The 21,474-nt window shown below is 66.3% G+C and carries 19 protein-coding genes and 1 pseudogene; 3 read left to right on the top strand and 17 right to left on the bottom strand.

Annotation, left to right across the window (positions count from 1 at the left end):
• Window positions 1-89 precede the first annotated feature (89 nt).
• Window positions 90-1,064, bottom strand: coding sequence for a hypothetical protein (locus G5C60_RS22965; protein ID WP_165262278.1), 975 nt, complete (start codon window positions 1,062-1,064; stop codon window positions 90-92).
• 191 nt (window positions 1,065-1,255) lie between these two features.
• Window positions 1,256-1,708, bottom strand: a complete 453-nt coding sequence (locus G5C60_RS22960; RefSeq protein WP_165262276.1) for an ATP-binding protein — start codon at window positions 1,706-1,708, stop codon at window positions 1,256-1,258.
• A gap of 222 nt (window positions 1,709-1,930) precedes the next feature.
• On the opposite strand from G5C60_RS22960, the gene G5C60_RS22955 reads away from it, so the two are divergent.
• Window positions 1,931-2,785 carry a Scr1 family TA system antitoxin-like transcriptional regulator gene (locus G5C60_RS22955; RefSeq protein ID WP_165262274.1) on the top strand — a complete coding sequence of 285 codons (855 nt, stop codon included), beginning with the start codon at window positions 1,931-1,933 and terminating at the stop codon, window positions 2,783-2,785.
• Window positions 2,786-2,796: 11 nt separating this feature from the next.
• Window positions 2,797-2,991, top strand: a complete 195-nt coding sequence (locus G5C60_RS22950; protein WP_165262272.1) for a DUF397 domain-containing protein — start codon at window positions 2,797-2,799, stop codon at window positions 2,989-2,991.
• A 364-nt stretch (window positions 2,992-3,355) separates the two neighbouring features.
• On the opposite strand, the gene G5C60_RS22945 is transcribed toward G5C60_RS22950, so the two are convergent.
• The 14 genes and pseudogenes from G5C60_RS22945 to G5C60_RS22880 all read right to left on the bottom strand — a co-directional run bounded on the left by G5C60_RS22945 (window position 3,356) and on the right by G5C60_RS22880 (window position 19,282).
• Window positions 3,356-3,943, bottom strand: a complete 588-nt coding sequence (locus G5C60_RS22945; RefSeq protein ID WP_165262270.1) for a hypothetical protein — start codon at window positions 3,941-3,943, stop codon at window positions 3,356-3,358.
• The gene (locus tag G5C60_RS22940) at window positions 3,940-4,635 is read right to left on the bottom strand and encodes a hypothetical protein (protein WP_165262268.1); all 696 of its coding nucleotides are present in this window, start codon (window positions 4,633-4,635) and stop codon (window positions 3,940-3,942) included. The genes G5C60_RS22945 and G5C60_RS22940 overlap by 4 nt, the downstream gene beginning before the upstream one ends.
• A 44-nt stretch (window positions 4,636-4,679) precedes the next feature.
• Window positions 4,680-5,288: a hypothetical protein gene (locus G5C60_RS22935; RefSeq protein WP_165262266.1), complete on the bottom strand. Its 609-nt coding sequence runs from the start codon at window positions 5,286-5,288 to the stop codon at window positions 4,680-4,682.
• Window positions 5,289-5,381: 93 nt separating this feature from the next.
• The gene (locus G5C60_RS22930; protein WP_165262264.1) at window positions 5,382-6,734 is read right to left on the bottom strand and encodes a hypothetical protein; all 1,353 of its coding nucleotides are present in this window, start codon (window positions 6,732-6,734) and stop codon (window positions 5,382-5,384) included.
• On the bottom strand, window positions 6,731-7,048 hold the full coding sequence (locus G5C60_RS22925) for a hypothetical protein (RefSeq protein WP_165262262.1): 318 nt from the start codon (window positions 7,046-7,048) through the stop codon (window positions 6,731-6,733). The genes G5C60_RS22930 and G5C60_RS22925 overlap by 4 nt, the downstream gene beginning before the upstream one ends.
• Window positions 7,049-7,171: 123 nt before the next feature.
• A complete protein-coding gene (locus G5C60_RS22920; RefSeq protein WP_165262260.1) occupies window positions 7,172-8,206 on the bottom strand; it encodes a hypothetical protein in 1,035 nt (344 codons plus the stop codon).
• Complete coding sequence (locus tag G5C60_RS22915; protein WP_165262258.1) at window positions 8,194-8,856, bottom strand: hypothetical protein; 663 nt, start codon at window positions 8,854-8,856, stop codon at window positions 8,194-8,196. The genes G5C60_RS22920 and G5C60_RS22915 overlap by 13 nt, the downstream gene beginning before the upstream one ends.
• Before the next feature lie 374 nt (window positions 8,857-9,230).
• On the bottom strand, window positions 9,231-9,890 hold the full coding sequence (locus G5C60_RS22910) for a hypothetical protein (protein WP_165262256.1): 660 nt from the start codon (window positions 9,888-9,890) through the stop codon (window positions 9,231-9,233).
• 228 nt (window positions 9,891-10,118) lie between these two features.
• The gene (locus tag G5C60_RS22905) at window positions 10,119-10,766 is read right to left on the bottom strand and encodes a hypothetical protein (protein ID WP_165262254.1); all 648 of its coding nucleotides are present in this window, start codon (window positions 10,764-10,766) and stop codon (window positions 10,119-10,121) included.
• Window positions 10,767-10,796: 30 nt separating this feature from the next.
• Window positions 10,797-11,165: pseudogene (locus tag G5C60_RS22900) on the bottom strand (barstar family protein); the annotation flags it as partial.
• Window positions 11,166-11,283: 118 nt separating this feature from the next.
• Window positions 11,284-11,928 carry a hypothetical protein gene (locus G5C60_RS22895; protein ID WP_165262252.1) on the bottom strand — a complete coding sequence of 215 codons (645 nt, stop codon included), beginning with the start codon at window positions 11,926-11,928 and terminating at the stop codon, window positions 11,284-11,286.
• Between the two features lie 24 nt (window positions 11,929-11,952).
• Window positions 11,953-16,485: an RHS repeat-associated core domain-containing protein gene (locus tag G5C60_RS22890; RefSeq protein WP_165262250.1), complete on the bottom strand. Its 4,533-nt coding sequence runs from the start codon at window positions 16,483-16,485 to the stop codon at window positions 11,953-11,955.
• Window positions 16,486-16,641: 156 nt separating this feature from the next.
• Window positions 16,642-18,186, bottom strand: coding sequence for a fused MFS/spermidine synthase (locus G5C60_RS22885; protein ID WP_206439881.1), 1,545 nt, complete (start codon window positions 18,184-18,186; stop codon window positions 16,642-16,644).
• A gap of 139 nt (window positions 18,187-18,325) precedes the next feature.
• Window positions 18,326-19,282, bottom strand: a complete 957-nt coding sequence (locus G5C60_RS22880; RefSeq protein WP_165262246.1) for a quinone oxidoreductase family protein — start codon at window positions 19,280-19,282, stop codon at window positions 18,326-18,328.
• A 50-nt stretch (window positions 19,283-19,332) separates the two neighbouring features.
• On the opposite strand from G5C60_RS22880, the gene G5C60_RS22875 reads away from it, so the two are divergent.
• A complete protein-coding gene (locus G5C60_RS22875; RefSeq protein WP_165262244.1) occupies window positions 19,333-19,914 on the top strand; it encodes a TetR family transcriptional regulator in 582 nt (193 codons plus the stop codon).
• Window positions 19,915-19,981: 67 nt separating this feature from the next.
• Here the strand turns inward: G5C60_RS22875 and G5C60_RS22870 are convergent, their stop codons facing one another.
• Window positions 19,982-21,301, bottom strand: a complete 1,320-nt coding sequence (locus G5C60_RS22870) for an acyltransferase family protein (protein ID WP_165262282.1) — start codon at window positions 21,299-21,301, stop codon at window positions 19,982-19,984.
• Window positions 21,302-21,474 lie beyond the last annotated feature (173 nt).

The following is a 21,474-nucleotide window of genomic DNA, read 5'->3' as shown; positions in this document are numbered from 1 at the left end:
GTTCTCCGGAGGTTCTGAGGAGGGGGCGCTTCTCTGGCCGAGGGCCTCGGGCCTCGGGCCTCGGGTCGGCGCCTTGGTGGCGCCCTGGTTCAGTGCTGAGGGGGGTGCGGCTGACCGTAGGGGTTGTTCGGTTGGGCATACGGCTGGGGCTGGGCGTAGGGACCTGGGCCCGGCTGACTGCCGTACGGTCCGGGGGCGGGGGCCTGCGGCTGCGGCTGCGGCTGCGGCTGCGGCTGCGGGGCCGTGTACGTCTGCTGAGGTGCCTGCGGCTGCTGAGGCGCGTACGGGCCGGGGGCCGGCCCACCGCCCTGCGAGCCGCCGTACGGATTGCCGTGGCCGTGCGGATTGCCATGACCGAACTGCTGACCCGGCTGACCCGGCTGACCCGGCTGCTGGCCGGCGAACGGGTTCCCCTGCCCTGCAAACGGATTCCCCTGCCCCGGAAGCTGCGCAACCGGAAGCTGCCCGCCGGGCATCTGCCAGCCCGGAGGCAGATACCGCACCCTCCCCGTCTCATCAGCAACGGCCGCGAACCCGGCGGCCTGCAACCGCGCCGCGAACTTGGCGTTCCGCTTCCGCGTGACGACGAACCCGACACCCAGGATCGCGATGAGAAGCACCCACGTCCCGATGACGAAGAGCACCCCGTCCCCACTGGCCCGCGCGACCCCGATGGCCATACCGACCGTGAGCCCGACGGCCCCGATCCCCATCCGCTTCTCGGCACTCTTGCCGGTGAGATCGAAGTTGATCCGGGCCTTCAGCAACTCCAGCGCATCGGGCACGAAGGGCGGCAGAGACTTCCCGTCCCCGGCTTGCGGATACTGGGCCCAGTTCTGCGCGGCCCGAGTCTGAGCCTGCGGACTGGGATCCGGCACGATGAGCATCTTCAGCGCGTTGTTCTGCCCGCCCGACTGCCGCACATCCGCGTACTGATACCCGAACTGCTCCGCAACGAAGGCCAGCCGAGCAAGCTTCTTCACGGACGCCATGGCACTGGTGAGCTCAACGGGCTCCCCACTCGCCATGAGCCGAAACATCTTCTGCACCTGCCGCTGACTCACGCCACTCCGTCCCCGTAAGCATCTGTGGCCACTCATTTGCACTCGCACCCTATCGGCCACGGGAGTTGGGGCACAGGGGCTGCCGGGGCCTGCGCGGAAGGCTCACGCACGACGGTTCCGCTAGCCGGAATCCAGTTAGCCTAAATTCATTACGGCTAGCGGAGCGGCTGTCATCACACGGCCACTGAGTGCTACAGCCCGTCCCCTCCCACCTCAAACCAGAGCAGCTTCCCGGCACCGCGTCCGAGCAACTCGTCACCGAGTGGCCAGCCACCCCACGAACTCGCGTACTCCCGTACGAGGAGGAGCCCGCGCCCGCCTTCCGCGTCTGCCGGGGCGGGTGGGACGCGATCGCCAGGTGGCTTACCGAAGGGCGCGGGGACGTGCGGGCTGCTGTCCCACACACCGACCCGCAACCGCCCGTCCCCCAACGCGGTCAACCGCAGGGAGGCGGGCCCTTTGGTGTGCCGGTAGGCGTTGGTGACCAATTCGGACGTCAACAGCTCGACTGGGTCGAGGACTTCGGTCATGCCGTGCCCGTTGAGCGCGGCCCTCACGGTCATACGTGCGACGCGTGCGGCACGCGGGTCATGGGGCAGGCGAAGGGCGTACGACCAGGTGGCGGGCGGGGCTACGGTGACCATGGAGGGCTCCGGGAGGAAAGGGGACTTGAGCTCGCTCAACGCTGGCGCCACGCGGTGGCAATGCCTGGGAGGTGCGCTTCCGGCTTATAGGCGGGGGCAGTTGGGCGACGTGAGACTCACCATAGAGGACCCGATGTGATACTTAACATCGAACAAGGGCGACACCTCACAATTCCCTCCTGTGAGTGACCCACCCGACCTACGATGACGAGAGAGGGCTCAGTGCCACCCAGCACCACCCCGAGCCTGCGCCAGCAGCGCTTGGGTGCCGAACTACGCAAGCTCCGGGAGCACTCGGGCCTGACGTCCACCGCCGCCGCGCAGCTGCTAGGTCTCAAGCAGGCGCAGATCAGCAGCATCGAATCAGGCCGCTACGCCGTAGGTGCCGACCGTGTACGCACCTTCGCTCGTGCCTACAGCTGCGCTGACTCGGCACTGGTCGAAGCCTTGGCCGAGATGACCGGGGGCCGCACACGCGGTTGGTGGGACGAATACCGGGAGTACCTGCCCGCCGGGCTGGCCGACCTCGCCGAGCTGGAGCACCACGCGACCGGACTGAGGGTGGCCCTGTCTCTGCACATCCCCGCCCTACTGCAGACCACGGACCACGCACGAGCCATGCTCCAGCAGGCGGTCCCGCCCTTTCAGCCGTACGAGCTCGAGCACCGTCTCTCGTACCGCATCAAGAGGCAGGCAGTCCTCCACCGCACACCCCCTCTCCCGTACACGGCGCTCCTGCACGAGGCGGCGCTGCGCATGCAGTACGGCGGACCAGACATCGCCCGCGCCCAGTTGGCCCGACTGCTTGAGCTCAGCGAGCAGGACAACATCGCCGTGTGCGTCATCCCCTTCACGTCGGCAGGCTTCCCCGGCAACGGCCAGTCCTTCGACTACGCCGTCGGCCCGGTCCCCCAACTGGACACGGTTCAGCTGGACACGCACCACGGGGGCTGCGAATTCCTCGACGCTGAAGCACAGTTGGCGAAGTACCGCACCGTGCTTGATCGCATGGAGTCCTGCGCTCTCGACCCCAACGAGTCACGCAAGTTCATCGAGCACATCATGCAGAGCCTTTGAGAGGTACTGACGTGCACGCACTCACCTGGCAGAAGTCCACCTACAGCCCCGACGGGTCGAACTGCGTCTACGTGGCAGCCACCCCGACGGGCCAGGTCCACCTCCGCGAAAGCGACGAACCCGACGTCACCCTCATAACAACCCGCCCTCGCCTACGCGAGCTGATACGAACCCTGAAGGCACGCCCCTCTCCACGCGCCACCTGAGCGGCGGTGCCCCCCCAGATGTGGCGCTGCGGAGGCGGGCGTGGCGGTCTGGCAGCGGGCGCTGGAGTCAGCCCTAGGTGTGCTGGTCCCACGGCGTGAGCACTTCTCCCTGTCGTGTTCACGCATCGCTCGTTTGAGCACCTAAAGGGCATCCTCCCCCTGCGTGTTCACTCTCTGCGCGACAGGGGCCCATGAGCCCGTGATGTGTGTACGTCCTCGGAATTTGCGCGTCCGCGAGGGCTGTCCCGACAATCGCCCGCTGGGCGGTTCACCACTACCGCGGACGCGGCCACCTGAGGAATTGGCAACTTTGGGACACTCGGCCATGCCCCAGAAGCTGCTCCCGGTGTCCGAAAGCTTCCAATCACCGACGACGCCCTCGGCCCACGTCCGTTTCTCTCCCCGGTATAGGCCACTTGTAGCGCACGAGCCTGAACGGGTGCGCGCCTGCCGGCTCGGAGGCCACGGCATCCTGGTGCGGATGTCCGGCGCACCACAATTGAGTAAGCCGAGTGCTCACATATCGACGGTACGGCGCCGCCGTCAGTACCAGGTCATTGATCTGGAAGACAGCAGGCACCCGCACCTCCCGGCCGTCCCCATGGTCCACGATCTCCCTGAGCCGACCTCCATGCTTGGTGAGGGGAACTACCTCGCACTCCACGAGCCGCCATGAGTGCGTGCTGAGCACTCGATGCATGCGGAAGGCGGTGACTGCGAACCAGATGTTCAGCGGCAGCAGGACGGGCGCGAGGGCGCACATGACGATGCCGAGGAGGGGGATGAAGCGCTTGTCGCCGGAGGCCGCTCCCAGGAGCGGAATCAGGATGAGCGCGGGCCACACCGCCAGGAGGAGTACCCCCTGACGTAGGAGCCGTCGCCGGATCACACGGCGGGTGGGCGGATGCTTGATCGCTGGTTGTGAGGCCCATGGCAGGGGCGTGGGGATCACGGTCGGTGTCCTTGGGACTCAGCCTCGGCGAGCGGGTTGTCGAAGCTGACTGTTTCGGCGATCTGTTGGAGGATCGTTCGGTACTGCTCGCGGCGGGCAATGGCTGTGGTGCTCAGCGTGAGGACGACCAGCCGCTTGCAGTCCGGGTGCGGCAAGTGGGCATGGATCTGGAGGAGGGCCTGCGGTGAAAGACCACTGTCGGCTGAGGGCGTGCGTACGGACTCGCTGAACGTGGCGGGGCCACAGGGGAGTTCGAGGTACTCGATGTTCGCGAGCCCCTCGGCAGAAGTCACGGCACGGGCCGCGGTGGCCGCGCGTGACGCCGCGGCCGTGTCTCGCCAGGAGAGGGTCAGAACAGAGAACAGGGGCTGACCATTGCCGCTGACTGTGTCGTCGACGTCGTCGCGGTGCAAACCGATGGAGCAGTGGACGGTACCGACCTCACGCAGCGCCGCCAGCAACCGCTGCCCTTCCGCGACTTGAGCGACGAACCGCTGACGGGTCACTTCGTCAGGTGCCGCGTCGAGAAATGGGGCGAAGGCGGTACGCAGCTCGTGGGCGGCTGGGGAGTCAGGCGAGGCGAGCAGGATGTCGAGCGGGAGCGGGGTGAAGCCTGCGGGCTCGGCGAACCAGATGTCGGCGTCGGGGTCCTTGGCGGACTCGTCGAGGATGAAGTGGGGGGTGGTGGTCATTTGGGGTGGTGGTCCTGTCCCGTACGAGTTGCTCAGCGCCGGCGCTACTGCGGAGGCGCCGGGCTGGGCACATGAGCTCCGGCGCGGCGGGCGCGTTCGAGGGCGGCGGGGCTGGCGTTCCAATCGGTCGGGGCGATACCCCGGCGGCCTGTGGCCGTGCGCTGGTAGAGGAGGTGCAGCCGCTTGGGTGCCTTGCCTCCGCGGCCGGTGGCAGCGACAACGGCGATGAAGCGGGGATCGCCGGCGAACCAGAGGGGCTCGATCTGGGCTTTCAGCTCAGGCTTGGTACGGGAGGTACCGAAGCGTCGCATCCACCAGAAGGTGCGGATGTTCGAGAGGAACAGCAGGGGAATCTGTTCCTCGGGCTTCTCGGGGTTGGGGATCTCGAACCACATCTCGTCCTCTTGGGCCTGGGGGTGCTTGTTTCGGCCGCGTGGGACGTCGTTGAGGAACTGCCAGGGGTACTGCTGGAGGACACCCTTGATGTGGAGGGACGGACGGAAGTAGGCGATCTGGAGAACGGCGCGGTAGGTCGCATAGACGAGGAAAGGAAGGAAAATCCAAGCGATCCCGGGTGGTGTCGCCACAATGAGAAAGAGGGCGCCGAACCAGACGGCGATCCAACCGACCAGCCTCCCGGCGATCATGATCATGTGCTGGTTCCACGCCCGTCGGGTTGGTGAATGGTCCCAAGCTGTCGGGGAGTCGGTCGGGTGCATGGGGTGGGCTCTCTCTGTGTTCGGGACTCAGAAAACATGCCGGGCGAGGTCGACCAGCGCACCACCGTCAATGCCGAGCCGTGCTCCGTCGATGCCTGCCACGGAGCCATCCTTGATCCCGTCGTCGTCGGCATCGACGGCCTTCATGACCAGGCCGAAGCCTGCGGTGGCCACGCCGATTGAGGCTGAGGTGACCTCGACCGACCTAATGGTCCGTTCGGCCCGGGCACCCTGGATCGTGGCACTGAGTAGGGAGTTGTCCAGGGCTGAGATGGACTTCGCCTGTTCCATGGTGACGGTACCGAAACGGGCCACTCGCTGGCCGAGCGTAATGGCTGCCCCAGCCTCGCCAGTGGCTCGCACGCCAGCCATTACGCCTTTGCCCACCGCGCCGACTCCCGGAAGCGCGCCGAGGGCGTCGCCACCGACCGTGACGAGGTTGCTCCAGAAGTCCGAGTCCAATTCGCCCTTAGTGAATCCGTCCCAAAGCGAAGCACGCAGCTCTGGGTCGTCGAGCAGCCGCATCCCCAGGGCCGTGACACTCAACGCCCCCGCAACAAGGAGCAGCACCGCAGCTGCCGTCCCGCCCGACAGGACGAACAGCGCTGCCAATCCGACCACTGCAGCCACGCCGCTGAGAATGTCCGGCAGGTTCTCTCCCAGCCAGTCCATCGCCGACTCGAACGCCCCCGGCTCATGCGGCGCCAGCTTCTTCGTCGCGTCTTGGATCTTGCCCGCCCGGAACTGCGCCTGCTTCTCATGCTCCTCGGCAAGCCTCCGAGCCCTGCCCAGGATCTTCTCCAGGTCGGCTTCCGCCTCGTCCACAGCCGCGTTCGCGCGGGTCAGAGCCTTCTCCGCGTCGTCGTGCGCGGCGCCCTTCTTCTTGTCCAGAGCCGGATCGTCGCCCGCCGTGGCCGCTTTGCCCTTGGCGGTGTCGATCGCGTCACGCGCGTCCTTCGCCTCGTCGTCCAGCCGCTTGGCCCGCCGCTGAAAGTCGTCGAGTTCGCCCTCCCAGAGCTTCAACTGCTTGGCGGCCTTGCGAAGGGAGCGCGCGGCGTTCTTCAGGTTCAGCGGCAGCGGGCCACCGTCGATCTGCTCTCGGAAGGCGACGGCGGCGTCGCCCTTCCAGTAACTGCCGTCCATCAACTTGGTGACGAGGTCAAGCGTGTCTTCGAGGACCTTCGCACAGCCGGCGAGCTTCCTGTGCAGTCCACTTACGGTATCGGTGCTGCCCGGCACAGGGTTGAAACCCAAGTGGGGATACTCAGGGTTCGGAATGTGCGGGGCGGACTTGAGTCCTTGGGGCTTGCCGCGGTCAGCCACGTACTGGGGGTCGAGGGGCGCACCCGGCTGCGGTTCGAGACCGGGGGTGTTCGTCACTTCTTGCCCCCGCTCTTACCGTCCTTGGCCTTCTTCAGCGCCTCTTCAAGCGCCTTGTCGACCTCGCGGTAACTGTCCCGACTCTTGCCGATGATCTTCGCGAGGTCCTCGGTCTGTTTACCGATCTCCTCCGAGCCGTACTTCCAGTCCTCCTGGAACACTTCACACGCGGAGTCGAGGTTGTCCGTGCCCAGCCCGGTGATGGTCGCATCGGACAACGCCTTGCGAACGCCCTTGAGCGAATCGGTCGACTTGTTCAGCATCTTCATGAAACGCCCGAGCTCATCGCCGTCAACAGCTAACCGCTCCGCCACGCGCCCCGTCTCCCGCTCGCCTGCCGTTCCCGAACCGGAATGAGGCTATCCGCTCATTGCCCCGCCCGGCCAACCGTCCCCTCGGAGAGGACAGTTGGCCACGGCATGGACCCGTCACCGCGGTCAGCGATTGACGGCCTGGATCTCCTGCACGATCACGTCCTGCTCAGCACCGAACTCGCCGTTCGGGAGAGGCTGTTCCGCATCGACACCCGTGCCGACCCAGGAGATCTCCCACGTGACCGTGGCCGTGAGCGGGTACGAGCCATCGCCCGAAGAGCGCAGATACTTCACGCCGCAGGGAGGCGTCTCGTCGGACTTGCCCTTGGCGTACGGTTCGCCAATCTTGCCGTTGTTGATCTCGCACACGCCGGAGGCCGGGTAGGTCTCCGCATCCTCGGTACCCGGGTCGATCTTCAGGGAGACCGGCTCGGCGGTCGTGGTGGCCTGGATATCAAGCACCGGAACGGACGCGGTGACCGAGACCGGCTTGAAGTCGGCACCATCCAGCCAGGCCCAAGTCGGCAGATTGACCTTGGTCGTCCCCTCGGGCGCCAGTGTCACCTCAGTGCCGGGCACCTGGATTTCCTTGTACGCGAGTTGGGCGAGGATCTCGGGAGTGACGGCGTTCTCGATGTTGGCCGGCGGAGGGTCGCCCTCGTCCACCCAGAAGGGCGGTTCCTGGCACTTGTCCCAGCCGGGCGGGTAGTCGTCGTCGACGTACGAGTCCCAGAAATAGCCCTTGCCGGTCTTGTCTTTGTTGAAGTCCTTGTACGGCTCGCCGTTGACGTACCGGTTGCGCTGTTCGGCATCCCACTGGCCGCCGGTCGAACTGGCTTCCCAGATCGGCTCCATTTCCTTCTGGAGCTGCTCCGGTGTGTACTTCGGGGCGTACCAGCAGGGTGGCGGGGTCCAGGACGTGGTGGAGGTGACAGGTCCGACCGAACTGCCGCTGCCGTTCTTGGACCGGTCGAAGACGATCCCGCCAGCGGTCGCGGAGATGGTTCCATCACCGTCGGCGTCGCCCCGCTGTTCCGTCTCACCCTGGTTTCCGTTGCTGTCACGCCCACCCGCAAAGGCCGGGTGGGATGCGAACATCGGCGTACCAACGAGCGCCAGAATTACTGCAGTCCTCGCCAACTTCTTTATGGCTGGCATGCCTTGTGCCCCCGAGTCGATACTACGTCCGTCGTCTGCCAGACACCTTCGGCGTTCTTGGCGAGTTTTGTGTTGTAGAGGACGTAGCTGTCTTTTGTCGTCGGTGTTTTCTGAATCTTCCCAGTTTTCTTGTTCTTGATGAAGGATTTACTCTCATCAGAGCAGTAGGTCACGTATGCCTCATCGTTTCCGGAGAGGGTGACCTTGCGGTCGAAGTACCGGGTTTCACCGGTCCAGGTTTCGTTGTCGTTGATGTAACGGTTCGCGTACGTGATCGCCGAGCTCAAGGCCTTCCCGGCGTTGTAGAAACCGAGTGCCTTCGTGTCTACACTGCTCTGGAAGATCGCATCGTCCACGGAGTTGACGCTAAGCGCACTGTCCGCGAGAACGGCGTCCTTCGTTGCGTCGCCCGTCTTCTGGTCCTCGAAGACGTTCTCGGCTCCGGACGGGAACGTGATCTTGGGGCGGGCGGCATCAGCGGACGGACTCGCGCTCGGCGAGGGCGACTTCTCCGCATCGCCCACGTCCGCGCCCGCGATCTTGTCATTGTCCTTGGAACTGTCGCTGTCGCCGCCACCACAGGCGGACAGCGTCAAGGCCGCTGCGGCGGTCAGCGTGATCGCTGCGAGCAGGGTGGGGCGGCGGTTCACTGACGACTCCCGGTGGGGCGAGGGTTGACATGAGCGGAGTAACGCTATCGATGCGACGGTGGTGACACCAGAGCGAATTACGTCGAAGACGGCTCCGCACTGACCTCAAAAGCGGCCATAAGCCCATCAACCGCCAGCCAGGAACCTTCTATTGAGTGATCCCCGGGACGCGGCACCGCGCCGCCTTGGCCGACGCAAACCGTCGGATGGCGTCGTCCGTACCTGGCTCGGTCTTCAACCAAGCGGACACGTGGTGTACGGCGGCTTCCTACACCCAAGGCAGATCTGCGGGTGTTACAGATTGCCCAGCAGGTGTGGGAACCGTGCGAGCATCTGCTGAGGAGCCTTCGCAACGTGCGGGAGTCCAGCTGCTCTCAGGGCTGGCATTTGTCACTCCCCCGCTGAGAGACCAGCTTCTGAATCACCCAGACACCCTTGTCATTCTTCTTGAGTGACGTGTGGTAGATGACGTAGCTCTGTGCAGTGACCTTGGTCTTCTCAACCTTGTTCGTCTTGAGGTCCTTGCCGTACGCCTTGCCCTGGTCCTCGCAGTAGCTGAAGGCGGCGGTCCCGTCGTCGTCGACGTTCAGGACTGGTTCATAGAAGCGGTAGACACCGGTGGTCCGGACCTTGCTATCCACAAAGTCCTGGATGTACTTCTGTGTCCCGAAAGCCGCCTCCTCCTCGTAATAGAAGAGATACGCCTTGTCGAGAGCGTCCTGTTTGGCAATGGCCATGTCCACAGCCTTGATGGACTGCTCGGCATCGGACAGGATCGCATCCTTGTCCTTGTCGCCGGTCTTCGGCCAGTCAAAGGTGTAGGAGAGGTCCGACGGCAGTTCGATCTTCGGGCGGCCCGCCTCAGAAGCCGACGCACTCGGCGAAGCCGACTCCTTGTCGGCCCCTACATCGGCACCCGCGACCTTGTCGTTGTCCTTGGAACTGTCGCTGTCGGCACCGCCACAGGCGGACAGCGTCAAAGCCGCTGCGGCGGTCAGCGTGATCGCTGCGAGCAGGGTGGGGCGGCGGTTCACTGACAACTCCCGGTGTGGCGAGGGTTTATAAGAGCGCGGCAACGCTACCGATGAGGCGGTGCCGACACCACTGGCTCCATCAAATGACCACCTGGGCCCGTCGATTGAGCAACCTCAAGGAAGCGGCATCGCCGCCGCTTCGGGCCGCTGCAAAGCCTTCCGCCCAAGCCTGCGGCGCCAATCCAGGTCAGCCGATCGAGTATCCGCGCCGTGTGAGCGTGAGAAGCGTCAGGCGTCCAGCAGTTCTTCCAGCGCCCGGGCGTAGGCCCGGAAACCCGCCCTGCCGCTCTCCGGCGCGCTCGATTCGGGGCGGAGGATGCCCGGCAGGTGGGCGACGCGCCAGGTCCTGAAGACTCCTGCCGGCGTGCTGTACCCGGTTCCGTCCGCCAAGGCGACCGCGATCCCGAGGACTTCGGCGACCGTCTCCGCTCCCTGTTGCGCCTCCGTTCCCGCGGCGATGGCCCCGGTGACCAACGCTTGTAGGAAGTACGTCAGTTGCAGGTCAGCACCCATGCGGCACATACGTCGTACGGTCAGGGGTTCTTCGAGTTCTTCGCGGCGCTCCGGAACGCCCTCCACTGCACCCGACCACATCAGGAGGAAAGGGGCGGCCACTTCGTGGTCGCGGAACCAGCCCACCTCTTCGAAGGTCGCCATTGAGGCGTCACTGAAACCGCAGACAGTGCGGACACCGTTCAGTAGACGCTGCACTTCGTCCTGTCGACGGGCCAGAAAAGCTCCCACCGATACGTCCGGAAGCGCCCAGGATCCGGTGGCGCGCACAGCCCCGATCTCGACGACGCCGCCGAGCGGTCCGAAGATCTCGCGCGCGAGCATCGACTCCGGAACGGGGGTGACCTGTCCTGACGTGTTCACACGCCTCGCATTTCCTTACCGTCGACGCACTCAATGCCATTCCTCGAGATTGAGGGCGGCCGCGACAAACCCCTCCCCTGTGGTGACGGTCAGGTCAGGTTGCCCAACCCTGAGTGCGATCTTCTCACGATCGAATTCACGGAACTCAAGAACGAAATGTTCGGCAATGGCGGGTCGATCCAGGGGGAATCCATCCAGGTCTACCGCAGAATTCGCACGGTCCGCCCCTTGACAGAGGACTGATACGAACAAGAGGAAGTGTTCCACTTCCAGTAGTCGATCCGCATCATGGATGATGCCCACGATCCCGACTCCACCCGTGACCGCACCGCACAAGTCGTCCAGGCAGTCCACCAAGGCGTCCCAGTTCCTTCCGAAGTAGTCGGGGAATTGCAGGACTTCCGCGAGGTAAGCACAGCGAAGCTCCTGGTGGACAACGGGTGATCTTGGCCGTCAATCCGTCTCCCAGGAGCTTCGCTACCACGGACTCGCCGTTCATGCGGTCCGGGTGCCGCGGTCAGGCAGCCGCCAGCAGTTCCTCCAACGCCTCGTCGTATGCCCGGAAACCTGCTTTGCCGGTCTCCGGTGCGTCGGACTCGGGGCGAAGGATGCCTGGCAGATGGGCGACTCGCCACATCCTGAAGACGCTCTCTGGGGCGCTTCTGCCTGTCGTGTCCGCCAAGTCGGCCGCGATCCCGAGAACTGCGGCAACCTGGCCCGCACCATGCCGCGCTTCCGTTCCGGCCTCAAGAGCAGCAGTGATCAAAGCCTGCAGGAATTCCGTCAGTTGCAGGTCCGCGGCCATGCGGCACATGCGCCGCACCACGGGCGGCTCTTCAAGCCTTTCAATCGGCTGCGGAACGCCCGTGATACCCCCGGACCACAGCAGCAAGAACGCCGCGGGCACCTCGTGGTGACGGAACCTGCCCAACTCGTCGACGATCGCCATCGCCGCGGTGCTGAACCGACAAACCGATCGAATGCCGTCCAGCAGGCGTTCGACGTCACCTTGTCTGTGCGCCAGAAAATCACCCACCGAGACATCGGCGATCTCCCAAGTGCCGGTGAAGTTCACCGCTCCGATTTCCACCACGCCGCCGAGCGGCCCGAACACCGCGCGGGCGAGCCTTGCTTCGGGAACGGGAGTTGCATGGTCGGACATATTGTGCAGCCTCAAATCTTCGAACTAGAACTGGCCCATCATGTGCTGGATGATCGCATCCCGCTGGGGCAGGACACGTGGTGACCCTGCATTCAGAGTGTCCACGCCCGCTTGAGTGTCCACCAAGTATTCCGGTTCATTGCCGCCGACTCCGCCATGCCTCCGGTAGATGGATTCCGCGAACGACCTCGGAACTTCGACTCGAACCACGGCCCCATCGGGAGTTGCATACTGCGTCGCGGCCCGGCTGAAGTCATCCGTCAGGTAAACCCCGGTATCAGGCGTATAGTCTCGCTGCAAATCACTGGACTGTCCCAGCGAGAATTCATTTCCGGTCCAATTGCGTGAGCCGTGATAGAGGACCACGGTGTCCTCGTCGCAGGACATCAGACCAAAGGGGTCGATCTGTCGCAGAGGATTGTTGACGTAGCCGTATGGATTGGGGGCCGGGGCCAGGCCGAGTGGGTCGAGCGACGTGTAGCGGGCGGTTTCCGGGTCGTAGTAGCGCTGGTAGTTGTAGTGCAGACCGGTTTCCGGGTCGTGGTACTGGCCGGGGAACCGCAGGGGTGTGTAGGCCTGGCTCTGCTTCGGCCAGGCGGTCAGTCCCCAGGCCGTCCGCCGCGCACGCCATGCCACGGTGCCCTGCTCGTCGATCAGTTCGGTGGGCGTGCCGACCATGTCGGTGACGACCGCGAAGAAGCGGGAGTCGATCTCCTCCTGCGTGGCCGCGTTCGTGAGCCGCTCCGTCTGAGCGATGGGGCGATGGCCCTCATGATCCCAGGTGAGAGTGACCGGATGGGGCAGGCCGGGTGCGGTGGAGGTCTGCTCGGCGAGAGTGGGCCCGTCCCACGTGAAGTCGGTCCGCTCCACCACGGTTCGTCCGTCGTCAGCGAGACGCTCTTTGGCGATGCGGCGGCCCAAAGGGTCGTACAGGTAGCGCCAGAGGGTTCCGTCCGGTGTGATGACGGACGTCAACCGGTCTTCGGCGTCCCACGTGTACTGCCAGGCATCTGGCTTCCGTGACAGTCGCTTCTTACGCCGGACGATGACACGGCCCGCAGCGTCGTACTCGTAGTGCACGGAGCCGGCCCGGTCGAGCCGGGTCCCGGAGTACGCCCGGTCCCCTTCGGCCTCGCTGGAGTCCTGCCGACCGGACCACACGGCCGACTTGATATGCCCGGCCTCGTCGTAGACGTAGCGCTCCGACGAGTTGGGACTTTGGACGGCGGAGATGCGCCCCACCGTGTCGAGTTCGAAGTTCGTCGAACCGTCGAGGGTGTCATCGACGTGCACGAGGTGGTGATCCGCGCGGTAACCGTACGTGCGTCGTTGCACCTGCTCCCCCGCCGCTGTCACCCGCTGCTCCAGGGGGCGGCCGACCGCGTCCCACGTCTGGACGAGCGCCAGGGACTCGTCGATCAGGCGGCTGATCTCCTGCCCGGCGGCGTCATGGGTGAAGTCGAGTGTGTGACCCGAGGTGCTCAAGGACGTGGGTCGCCCGACCAGGTCGTACTGATAGCTCGCCCGGGCACCGGATGGTGTGGTTCGTTCAACGCGGCGGCCTATCGCGTCATACGACGAGGCCAGCGTGCGTCCGTTGATCCGTTCCGCCACGATCCGTCCGGCGCGGTCTCGCTCCCACTCGATATCGCAGCCGGGATTCGCGGCATGGATCAGCCTGCCCACCGGGTCGTACTCGTACGAGGAGATCTGGCCGTCCACGGACTTGGCTACGGGGCGTCCCATGGCGTCGTAGGTGTAACGGATGCTCTGCCCGGCTGGGTTGACGCACCGCTCCACACGGCCGACCGCATCACGCTCGTACGTGATCCGCTGTTCGTCGAAGTCGGTCTCGGCTACGAGGTGACCCGCGGAGTCGTAGGTGTACTGCCAGGTGAGGCCAAGGGGGTTGGTCACCTGGATGAGTCGAAGCGAGGGGTCGTAGGTGAACTCGTGGCGGCCACCGTCGGGCCCGGTCTCAGCCGCCAGGAGGTCGAAGTGGGTGTACTCGAAGGTCGTCCGCGCGCCGGTCGAGTTCGTGTGTGCCGTGCAGTTGCCCTCGCCGTCGTAGGACCACGTCTCCTCTGAGCCGTCGGGACTGAGCACACGCGCGATCTTGCCCTCGACCGTCCACCACAAGTGCGTCTCGCGTCCCAGTGGATCCGTGCTCCTGCTGAGGCGGCCGAAAGAGTCGTACGCACGCGTCGACCGGTCGCCCAAGGCACTCATGGTCTCGACCCGGAGCCCTGCGGCATTACATCGCACGTGTGTTGTGGCGCCCAGGGGGTCGGTGACCGACTTGAGGTTGCCCTGCGCGTCGTACGCGAACCGCGTGAGCGCACCGTCCGGGTGGGACAGGGAAACACGGTTTCCGCGGTCGTCGTATGTGTGCTCCCAGAAGGCGCCGTCCGGCTCGGTGATGCGGACCGGCAGACCAATCGCATCGTATTCGACCGTGATCACGCCGCCATCCGGCCGACGGATCATGGTCGGGCGGCCCAGCGCGTTGTTCTCGATCGACGTCGTTTTCCCGAGAGCGTCGGTTCGCGACAAGAGGTGGTGATGTTCGTCGTACTCGGTGCGGGTGACGGCGCCGAGAGGGCCGATTTCGGCGATGACCTGGCTGTTGTCATTGATGACGAATCGCGACCGAGCGCCCTCGGCCGTGGTCACGGTGGTGATGCGGCAGTTGGGCCACTCGGGGGCGGCACCGTCGTAAGTGAAGGTGTTGGCGAGGTGTCCGGCATCGCCACTCTGGGCGGTGCACCGGTCCTGATCGTCGTAGGTGTAGACGTAGCGGCTGTTGTTGGTGTCGGTCCAGGAGGTGACACGCAGGCGCTCGTCGTACGTGAAACGTATGGGCAGGCCGGAAGAGTTGGTGACCTCCGTCAGGTTGCCGTCGGTGTAGCCGTACCGCTTGATGAGGACGTCCGAACCGTCCTCCGCCGCTTCTGCCAGGCTCAGTGCGGTGACGCGGCCTTCAGCGGTGGTCAGTCTCAGGTGATAGCCCGCGGAGTGGCGGATAGCGAGTGGGGCGCCCCGTTCGTCGTAGTCGAAGTCGATCGCATTGCCGTTGCGGTCGGTGATGCGAATGAGCGGGGCAAGCCCGTCGATGGGCTGGGCGAAATGTCGGGTGTGGCCGCTGAGGGGGTCATCTAGGCGGTACCGGCCGTCGTCCAGGCGGACAAGAGCTACTCGAGGACCCGCGTCCGGCAGCACCGGTGCCTGCGCAGCTGTGGGATGCGGGTAGGCGAGTAGCAGGCCGTCCTCGGTGACGAAGACGATTCCATCCTTGTCGACCTCAAGGCGCTGGTCGATGGTGGAAGCCCAGGTGGGCCCGAACCACCAGCCGGTTCGGTAGTCGGAGGCGACTCGGCGGCTGAACGACAGGGGCAGGGCTCCGGGCAGAGTGACATCGGTTGTGGCCAGGAACATCTGTCCCGTGGCGACATCGACCGGGTCGCCACAGCCCTTGACCTTGGTCTTGAGGCGGTTGTAGGCACCCTTGGCACCGTCAGCGATGGCTGTCTTGGCGTTCTTCGCCAGGCCGCCCACGCTCTTGGCCATGCCCTTGAGGCCCATCGCACCTACGGACTTCATGCCTTTGGCGAGGCCGCCGAGGGTGGTCAGGCCCTTCATGCCCGGGATACAGTCCAGCGCCGCAAACGCCACATCCCATAGCGAGGCTTGGCCTTTGGCGTATTTGTTGAGCGTGTCCGCAAGGACCACCAGCGCGGCGACCAGAACGATCGCGCCCAGGATCGGCCCACCGATGATCATCGCGACGATGCCGAGGACCGCGACGACGACCTTGCAGACCGTGACGATGGTGTCCCAGTTGTCGGAGACCCAGTCGCCGACCTCCTCATACCATTTGCGGTTCTGGATACCCGCGTCGGAGGCCTCCTCCAGCTTGTTCTTGGCCTCCCGCGCGGCGTCCTCGCGCATCTGCCGCGCGTCCGCGGCCATCTTCTTCGCCGCGTCCAGGGCGCTCTGCGCGGAGGTGACATCCGTCTGGGCGGACGTCTGGGCCGACTTGGCGTTGGTCGCATCCCGGGTGGCGGCGCGGACCTTGGACTCGTCCGGCTTCGGGACGTCCTTGCCCGCCGACCCGGGATCGTCCTTGTACTTGTCCGCTTCCTTGGTCGCCCGTGTCACCCACGAATCGGCCGTGGACAGCCGGGACTTGGCCGAGGCGAGATCCGCCTGTGCCTCCCGGCCCTTGACCAGGGCCTTGTCCGCCAGCGCCTGGGCGCGCTCCAGCTTCGGCCAGTACGCCGCCAAAGCGTCCCCGGCCAGGTCGTAGGACTTCTTGAGCTTCTTCAGGTTCTTCGGGACCCCGGAGAACTCGTCGCGGAAGACATCGGCCGTCTTGCCCACCATCGACAGGACGGCATCCTCCTCCGCCATCCCCTTCACCAGACGGAGCGCGTCCTGCACGTCGTCGGCGAAGTCATGCAGGCTCTTCGCCAGCGACCGCACCCGCTGCGGGTCCCCCGGCGTCGGGTCCTTGTCCAGGTCCAGGACGTGCCAGTCCGTCGGCCGATACCCCGCCACTCCGCAACCCCCGTCACGCCAGCCTCAGCAATTACCGTACGCGTTAGCGAAGTTATCGCACGACGGGGCGGCCAGGCGATGGCGAACAGAGGTGTAAGCGGGGCCAGCCTGTTCAGGTGCGTCGGCAGGGCCTGGACCTGTGTCCTGTCCTGGATGTCACTGGCTGCTCCGTGGGGTGTAGGGCGTAAGGAGCTGGTCTACGGGTGCGTAGTCGTCGGTGAGTTGTTGGGCGTCGGCGGTCCAGGAGGTGAGGTCGTTGCCGGTGGCGATCTTCCAGCCGGTTTGGCGGGCGTCCAGGGCTTGCTGGGTCGCGCGTAGGTCGACTGGTCGGTTGGAGGCGAGCACCACCAGGTTGCCGCCCTCGGGGGTGGCGGTCGGGTTGAGGCCGATGTCTGCGGGTTCGCCGATGACGGCGACGTGCTCGAAGGTCTCGCTGAGGGTGGCTACTTCGGCACGTGCGAAGGACATGGCGCCGTGATCGATGAGGTTGGCGACGTACAGGCCGTCCTTGTTGAGAACCCGCCGTACGTCACGCATCGCTTCCACCGTGGTGAGGTGCCACGGCACGCTGACTCCCCCGAAGGCGTCGCCGACGACGAGGTCACGACTGCCCGTGCCCAGTCGCCGCAGGCCGAGTCTGCCGTCTTCGGCGCGTACGTCGATACCGGCTGCTGAACTCAGACCGAGTTGCTCGCGGTTGATGCGTACGACCCCGCCGTCGATCTCGGATACCAGGCTGCGCGTCCCGGGCCGCGTGGCCGCGAGGTAACGGGGAAAGGTGAGCCCGCCGCCGCCCACGTGGTGGGCGGCGAGTGGCTCACCTTCGGGAAAGGCGGCATCGACCACCGACGCGATGGCGCGCACATACTCGAACTTCAGGTAGGTCGGGTCGTCGATGTCGACGTAGGAGTGCCGCAAGCCGTCCAGGATGAGGGTGCGGCCGCTGTCCCGGTCGGGGTCTGCGACGACCCGTGCGCAGTGGTACTTGGTCTCCGTGTCGCAGCCACCGGGCGCGACCGTGATGGCGAGGCCGCCGGCGACGACCACGAGTGTGAGGGCGGGGGTGCCGGTCCACCCGCGCGTTCGCCACTCGACCAGCGCCGCGCCGGCCACGAGCAGTGTTCCGAGGCCGATCAGTATGCCGCTGACCGGCAACCGCGATACGAGGACGAAGCCGGTGAGGACGGTGCCGACGATGGCGCCGACGGTGCCTACGCCGGACAGCCGGCCGACCACCGTTCCGGTCTCGGCGAGGGTGGTGAGACGCAACTTGGTCGCGATCGGCGTCACCGCGGAGAGCAGCGCGCCCGGCACGAGGATGGTCAGCGCCGCGATCAGCAAGAGCAGCGGTGCTGCCCACTCCGCGGTGGTGCGCAGCACGGCAGGGGTGAGCGCGATGACCGCTCCCGACACCCCGAGCGAGGGGCCTATGAGCCTGCGTGGATCGACCTGGTCGGCGAGGCGCCCGCCCAGCCAGGAACCGAGGGCGATCGCGGTGAGGGCGATGCCGATCACCATGGTGCTGGTCTCGAGGGTGAGGCCGAGGTAGGGAGCCAGCAGCCGCAGAGCGACGATCTCGACCACCAGGACTGCGGCCGAGGAGCCGAACACAAGCACGGCTGCGGCACGGGGACCCAGGCCCGAGTTGCGAGGCGTGCCCTCGGCGACAGGCGAGGAAGACGATCCGGTCACGGGCGACATCCTCGCATGCGGCTCATCGACCGAACCCGCGCCTTGGCCCGCCTCGCGACCGCCCCGGCTTCCCCCCCTTCTTCCCTTCTTCACCCCGTTCGGCCAAAGCCGAGGCCCCCGTCGCCCGTCGCCGGTCACCGGTCACCGGTCACGGGATCAACAGCAGTTTCCCAGTGGTCGTACGCGATTCGATGTCCGCGTGGGCCCTCGCCGCCTCCGCCAGCGGGTAGCGGCCGCCGATTCGGACGATCAGCTCGCCCTTCTCGACGAGCGCGAACAGTTCGGCTGTGCGCGCCGCGAGTTCCTCGGGGGTGCGGACATGGTCCTCGGTCACGGGGTAGGTGAGGCGGGTGCTGCGGGGGATGTCGTTCATCGCGATGGTCGGCACGTCACCGATCAGCGGCCCGTAGAACACCATCGTGCCGTGCGTGCGCAGTACTTGGAGCGATGCGGCGAACGTGGTCGCGCCCGCGCCGTCGAACACCACGTGCACTCCCTCGCCGTCGGTCAGCTCGCGCACCGGCTCGACGAATGCGTCACCGGTGGAGACCAGGACGTGGTCGGCACCCGCGTCGGTGGCATGCTCGGCCTTCTCCGGTCGCGACACCAGGCCGATCACGGTGCCGCCGCGGGCCTTGATGATCTGGGTGAGCATCATCCCGACCCCGCCGGCGGCGGCGTGCACGAGCGCGACGTCCCCCGCTCGCACCGGGTGGGACACGGTGGCGAAGTGGTGCGCGGTCAGCCCCTGCACGAGCAAGGCCGCGGCCGTCTCGTCGTCGACGGCGTCGGGTACCGGGACGACACCGCTCGCCGGGAGCACGATCTGCTCGGCGTAACTGCCGAGGTTGTTGATCGTCAACCACGCGACACGGTCACCCGGGGCGAACCCGTGCACACCCTCGCCCGTCTCCGCCACCACGCCGACGCCTTCCGCGCCCGGCACCTCGGCCAGGGCCTGTCTGCGGATGGCGGTGTCGAAGAAGTTCACACCCGCCACGCGGACGTCCACCAGGACTTCTCCCGGGCCCGGACGAGGTGCCGGCCGCTCGCGCAGCTGCAGCACCTCCGGTCCCCCTGCTTCGCTGACAACTATTGCTTTCATGCGGCCGAAGGTATGTATCAAAAAATGTACCTGCAAGTACACTCTGGGCGGTGACCACGAGGAAAGGCGCCGCGACCCGCCTGCGTATTGTCGAAGCCGCCGCAGCCGAGATCCGGGAACGCGGCACGAACGCCACCACGCTTGACGACGTGGGCCGGCGCAGCGGCACCGGCAAAGGGCAGATGTTCTATTACTTCCCGGAAGGCCGGGAACAGCTTCTGCTCGCGGTCGCCGAACTTGAAGCCGAGCGTGTTTTCGACGACCAGCAGCCGTACCTGAGCGAACTCACTTCACGCGCGGCCTGGGAGGCGTGGCGCGACCTCATTGTCGAGCGCTACCGCGACCAGGGGCTGCACTGCCCGCTCGGGGTGCTGATCGCCGACGTGGGCCGGTACAGCCCGGCCGCGCAGTCCGTCACGGCGCAACTGGTGCGGCGGTGGCAGGAGTGCGTCCGAGCCGGTATCGAGGCCACGCAGGCGACCGGCGAGGCCAACCCGGCCCTCGACGCCGACCGCACGGCCGCGGCCGTGATCGCCGCGGTCCAAGGCGGTGTCACCGTCCTGCTCTCCACCGGCTCCGCGGAACATCTGGAGGCCGGGCTGAACCTCTGCCTCGACCACCTGCTGTTGTGAACGCACGATCACCGGCAGTTCGTATGCGGCGCACCCGGCTCAGATGCCGATGAGCCGTACGCGGCACCTACCGCGCCCTGGCCCGCCCTCGTGACTTCGACCGTGACTGCGGCCGTGACTGCGGCCGCGACCGCCCCCGGCTTCCGCCCTTCTTCGACCCGTCCGGCCAAAGCCGGGGACGACGCTGTGCCGCCAGGTCCTCGAGCCACCCCACGCCCATGATCGCCAGGCCGATCAGGGGCCAGACGAGGACGAACATCCACAGCAGATACGTCGTGTCCAGGGCGCCGGTCAGGCGGTCGTCCATGAAGGGGAGTTCGTAGAGGCGGTCGAGGATGGGGACCGTGGCCATGATGAGGAGGTTGTGCCAGAGGTAGATCGTCACGGCACGGTTGTTGGAGAGGGTGATCAGTTTGTCCCAGCGGGCCAGGCGGCCGGGGAGTTCCTGCCAGGACGGGGAGTACTGGAGCAGGATGGCGACGAAACCGAAGGACCAGGTGGCCTGGGCCAGGGGGATGTCGTTCAGGTCCCAGCCGTCGGGGCCCAGATGGCCCGAGGCCCACCACAGGCCGAAGGCCATCACGAGGGCCGCGCAGGAGACCACCACATAGCGGGGGATCTCCTTCAGCACACCCTCGTGGTGGGCCATGCCAAGAATCCAGCAGCCGCCGTAGACCGCGAAGTCCGTGACGGCGTTGCCCGTTTCGCCGGGGATCGAGATCAGTCCCGTGCCGACCACGGCCGTCAGTGCCAGCGGAGCCAGCAGCGTTGCCCACGGGACGCGGCGGAACGCCCACAACAGCAGCGGCGAGGCGATCACGAACCAGAGGTACGCGCGCAGGTACCAGAGCGGGCCCGCCGCCTGGACCGCCCAAGTCTCTTCCAGCAGGCCCGACTTGGAGCCGATCTGCCAGGGGTAGGGCGGGGCGCCGATCGGGATGACGTAGTTGACCAGGCCCAGCCAGCCCAGGCCGTCCGCGTCCTTGGACGGGTTCCAGCCGCCGATGAACATCATCGCGAGCGCCACCGCGCTGAACGCCCAGAGCGGAGGCAGGAGCCGGCGGATACGACCGCGGATCACGCCCCATGCCGGGCGGCTCAGCGAGCGCGCCATCAGGGAGCCCGCCAGCGCGAACATCACGCCCATGGACGGGAAGAGAACCGTCAGCCAGGCCCAGCCGAAGAGGTGGTAGAAGACCACGCGGACCAGGGCCAGGGAGCGCAGGAGGTCGAGATAGCGGTCACGGCCCGGCCGTGACTGCGGCTTGGGGTCGGCCGCCGCCGAGGCCCGGGACCGGGCTGTGGCCGGGTCCGGGTCCGGGTCCGGGGTCCCGGGTGCGTGCGCAGGAGACGCCGTCTCGGGGTCGGGTACCGGCACCTCCGACAGAGGCTGGGTCTCATCGAACCGCTGCTGGGGAATGGCATGCGGGACCTGGGAGACCTGCGGGACCTGCGCATTCCCGTACGTCTGCCCGTACGTCTGCTCGTACGTCTGCTCGTACGACGTCCAGTACTCGTTCTCGGACGCGGACGCCGCCCCGTACGGCGACATCGACTCCG

Origin of the sequence: Streptomyces scabichelini (genome assembly GCF_011045015.1) — a bacterium.
GTDB lineage: Bacteria > Actinomycetota > Actinomycetes > Streptomycetales > Streptomycetaceae > Streptomyces > Streptomyces scabichelini.
The sequence above is the reverse complement of the archived record's forward strand: the minus strand, read 5'-3'. Positions and strand labels throughout refer to the sequence as shown.

What these genes read in the sequence shown, in the direction of transcription:
- G5C60_RS22935 (WP_165262266.1), bottom strand. Translation starts at nt 5,288, where the DNA reads ATGATCATGATCGCCGGGAGGCTGGTCGGTTGGATCGCCGTCTGGTTC.
- G5C60_RS22920 (WP_165262260.1), bottom strand. Translation starts at nt 8,206, where the DNA reads ATGCCAGCCATAAAGAAGTTGGCGAGGACTGCAGTAATTCTGGCGCTC.
- G5C60_RS22895 (WP_165262252.1), bottom strand. Translation starts at nt 11,928, where the DNA reads ATGTCCGACCATGCAACTCCCGTTCCCGAAGCAAGGCTCGCCCGCGCG.
- G5C60_RS22940 (WP_165262268.1), bottom strand. Translation starts at nt 4,635, where the DNA reads ATGACCACCACCCCCCACTTCATCCTCGACGAGTCCGCCAAGGACCCC.
- G5C60_RS22960 (WP_165262276.1), bottom strand. Translation starts at nt 1,708, where the DNA reads ATGGTCACCGTAGCCCCGCCCGCCACCTGGTCGTACGCCCTTCGCCTG.
- G5C60_RS22885 (WP_206439881.1), bottom strand. Translation starts at nt 18,186, where the DNA reads ATGTCGCCCGTGACCGGATCGTCTTCCTCGCCTGTCGCCGAGGGCACG.
- G5C60_RS22880 (WP_165262246.1), bottom strand. Translation starts at nt 19,282, where the DNA reads ATGAAAGCAATAGTTGTCAGCGAAGCAGGGGGACCGGAGGTGCTGCAG.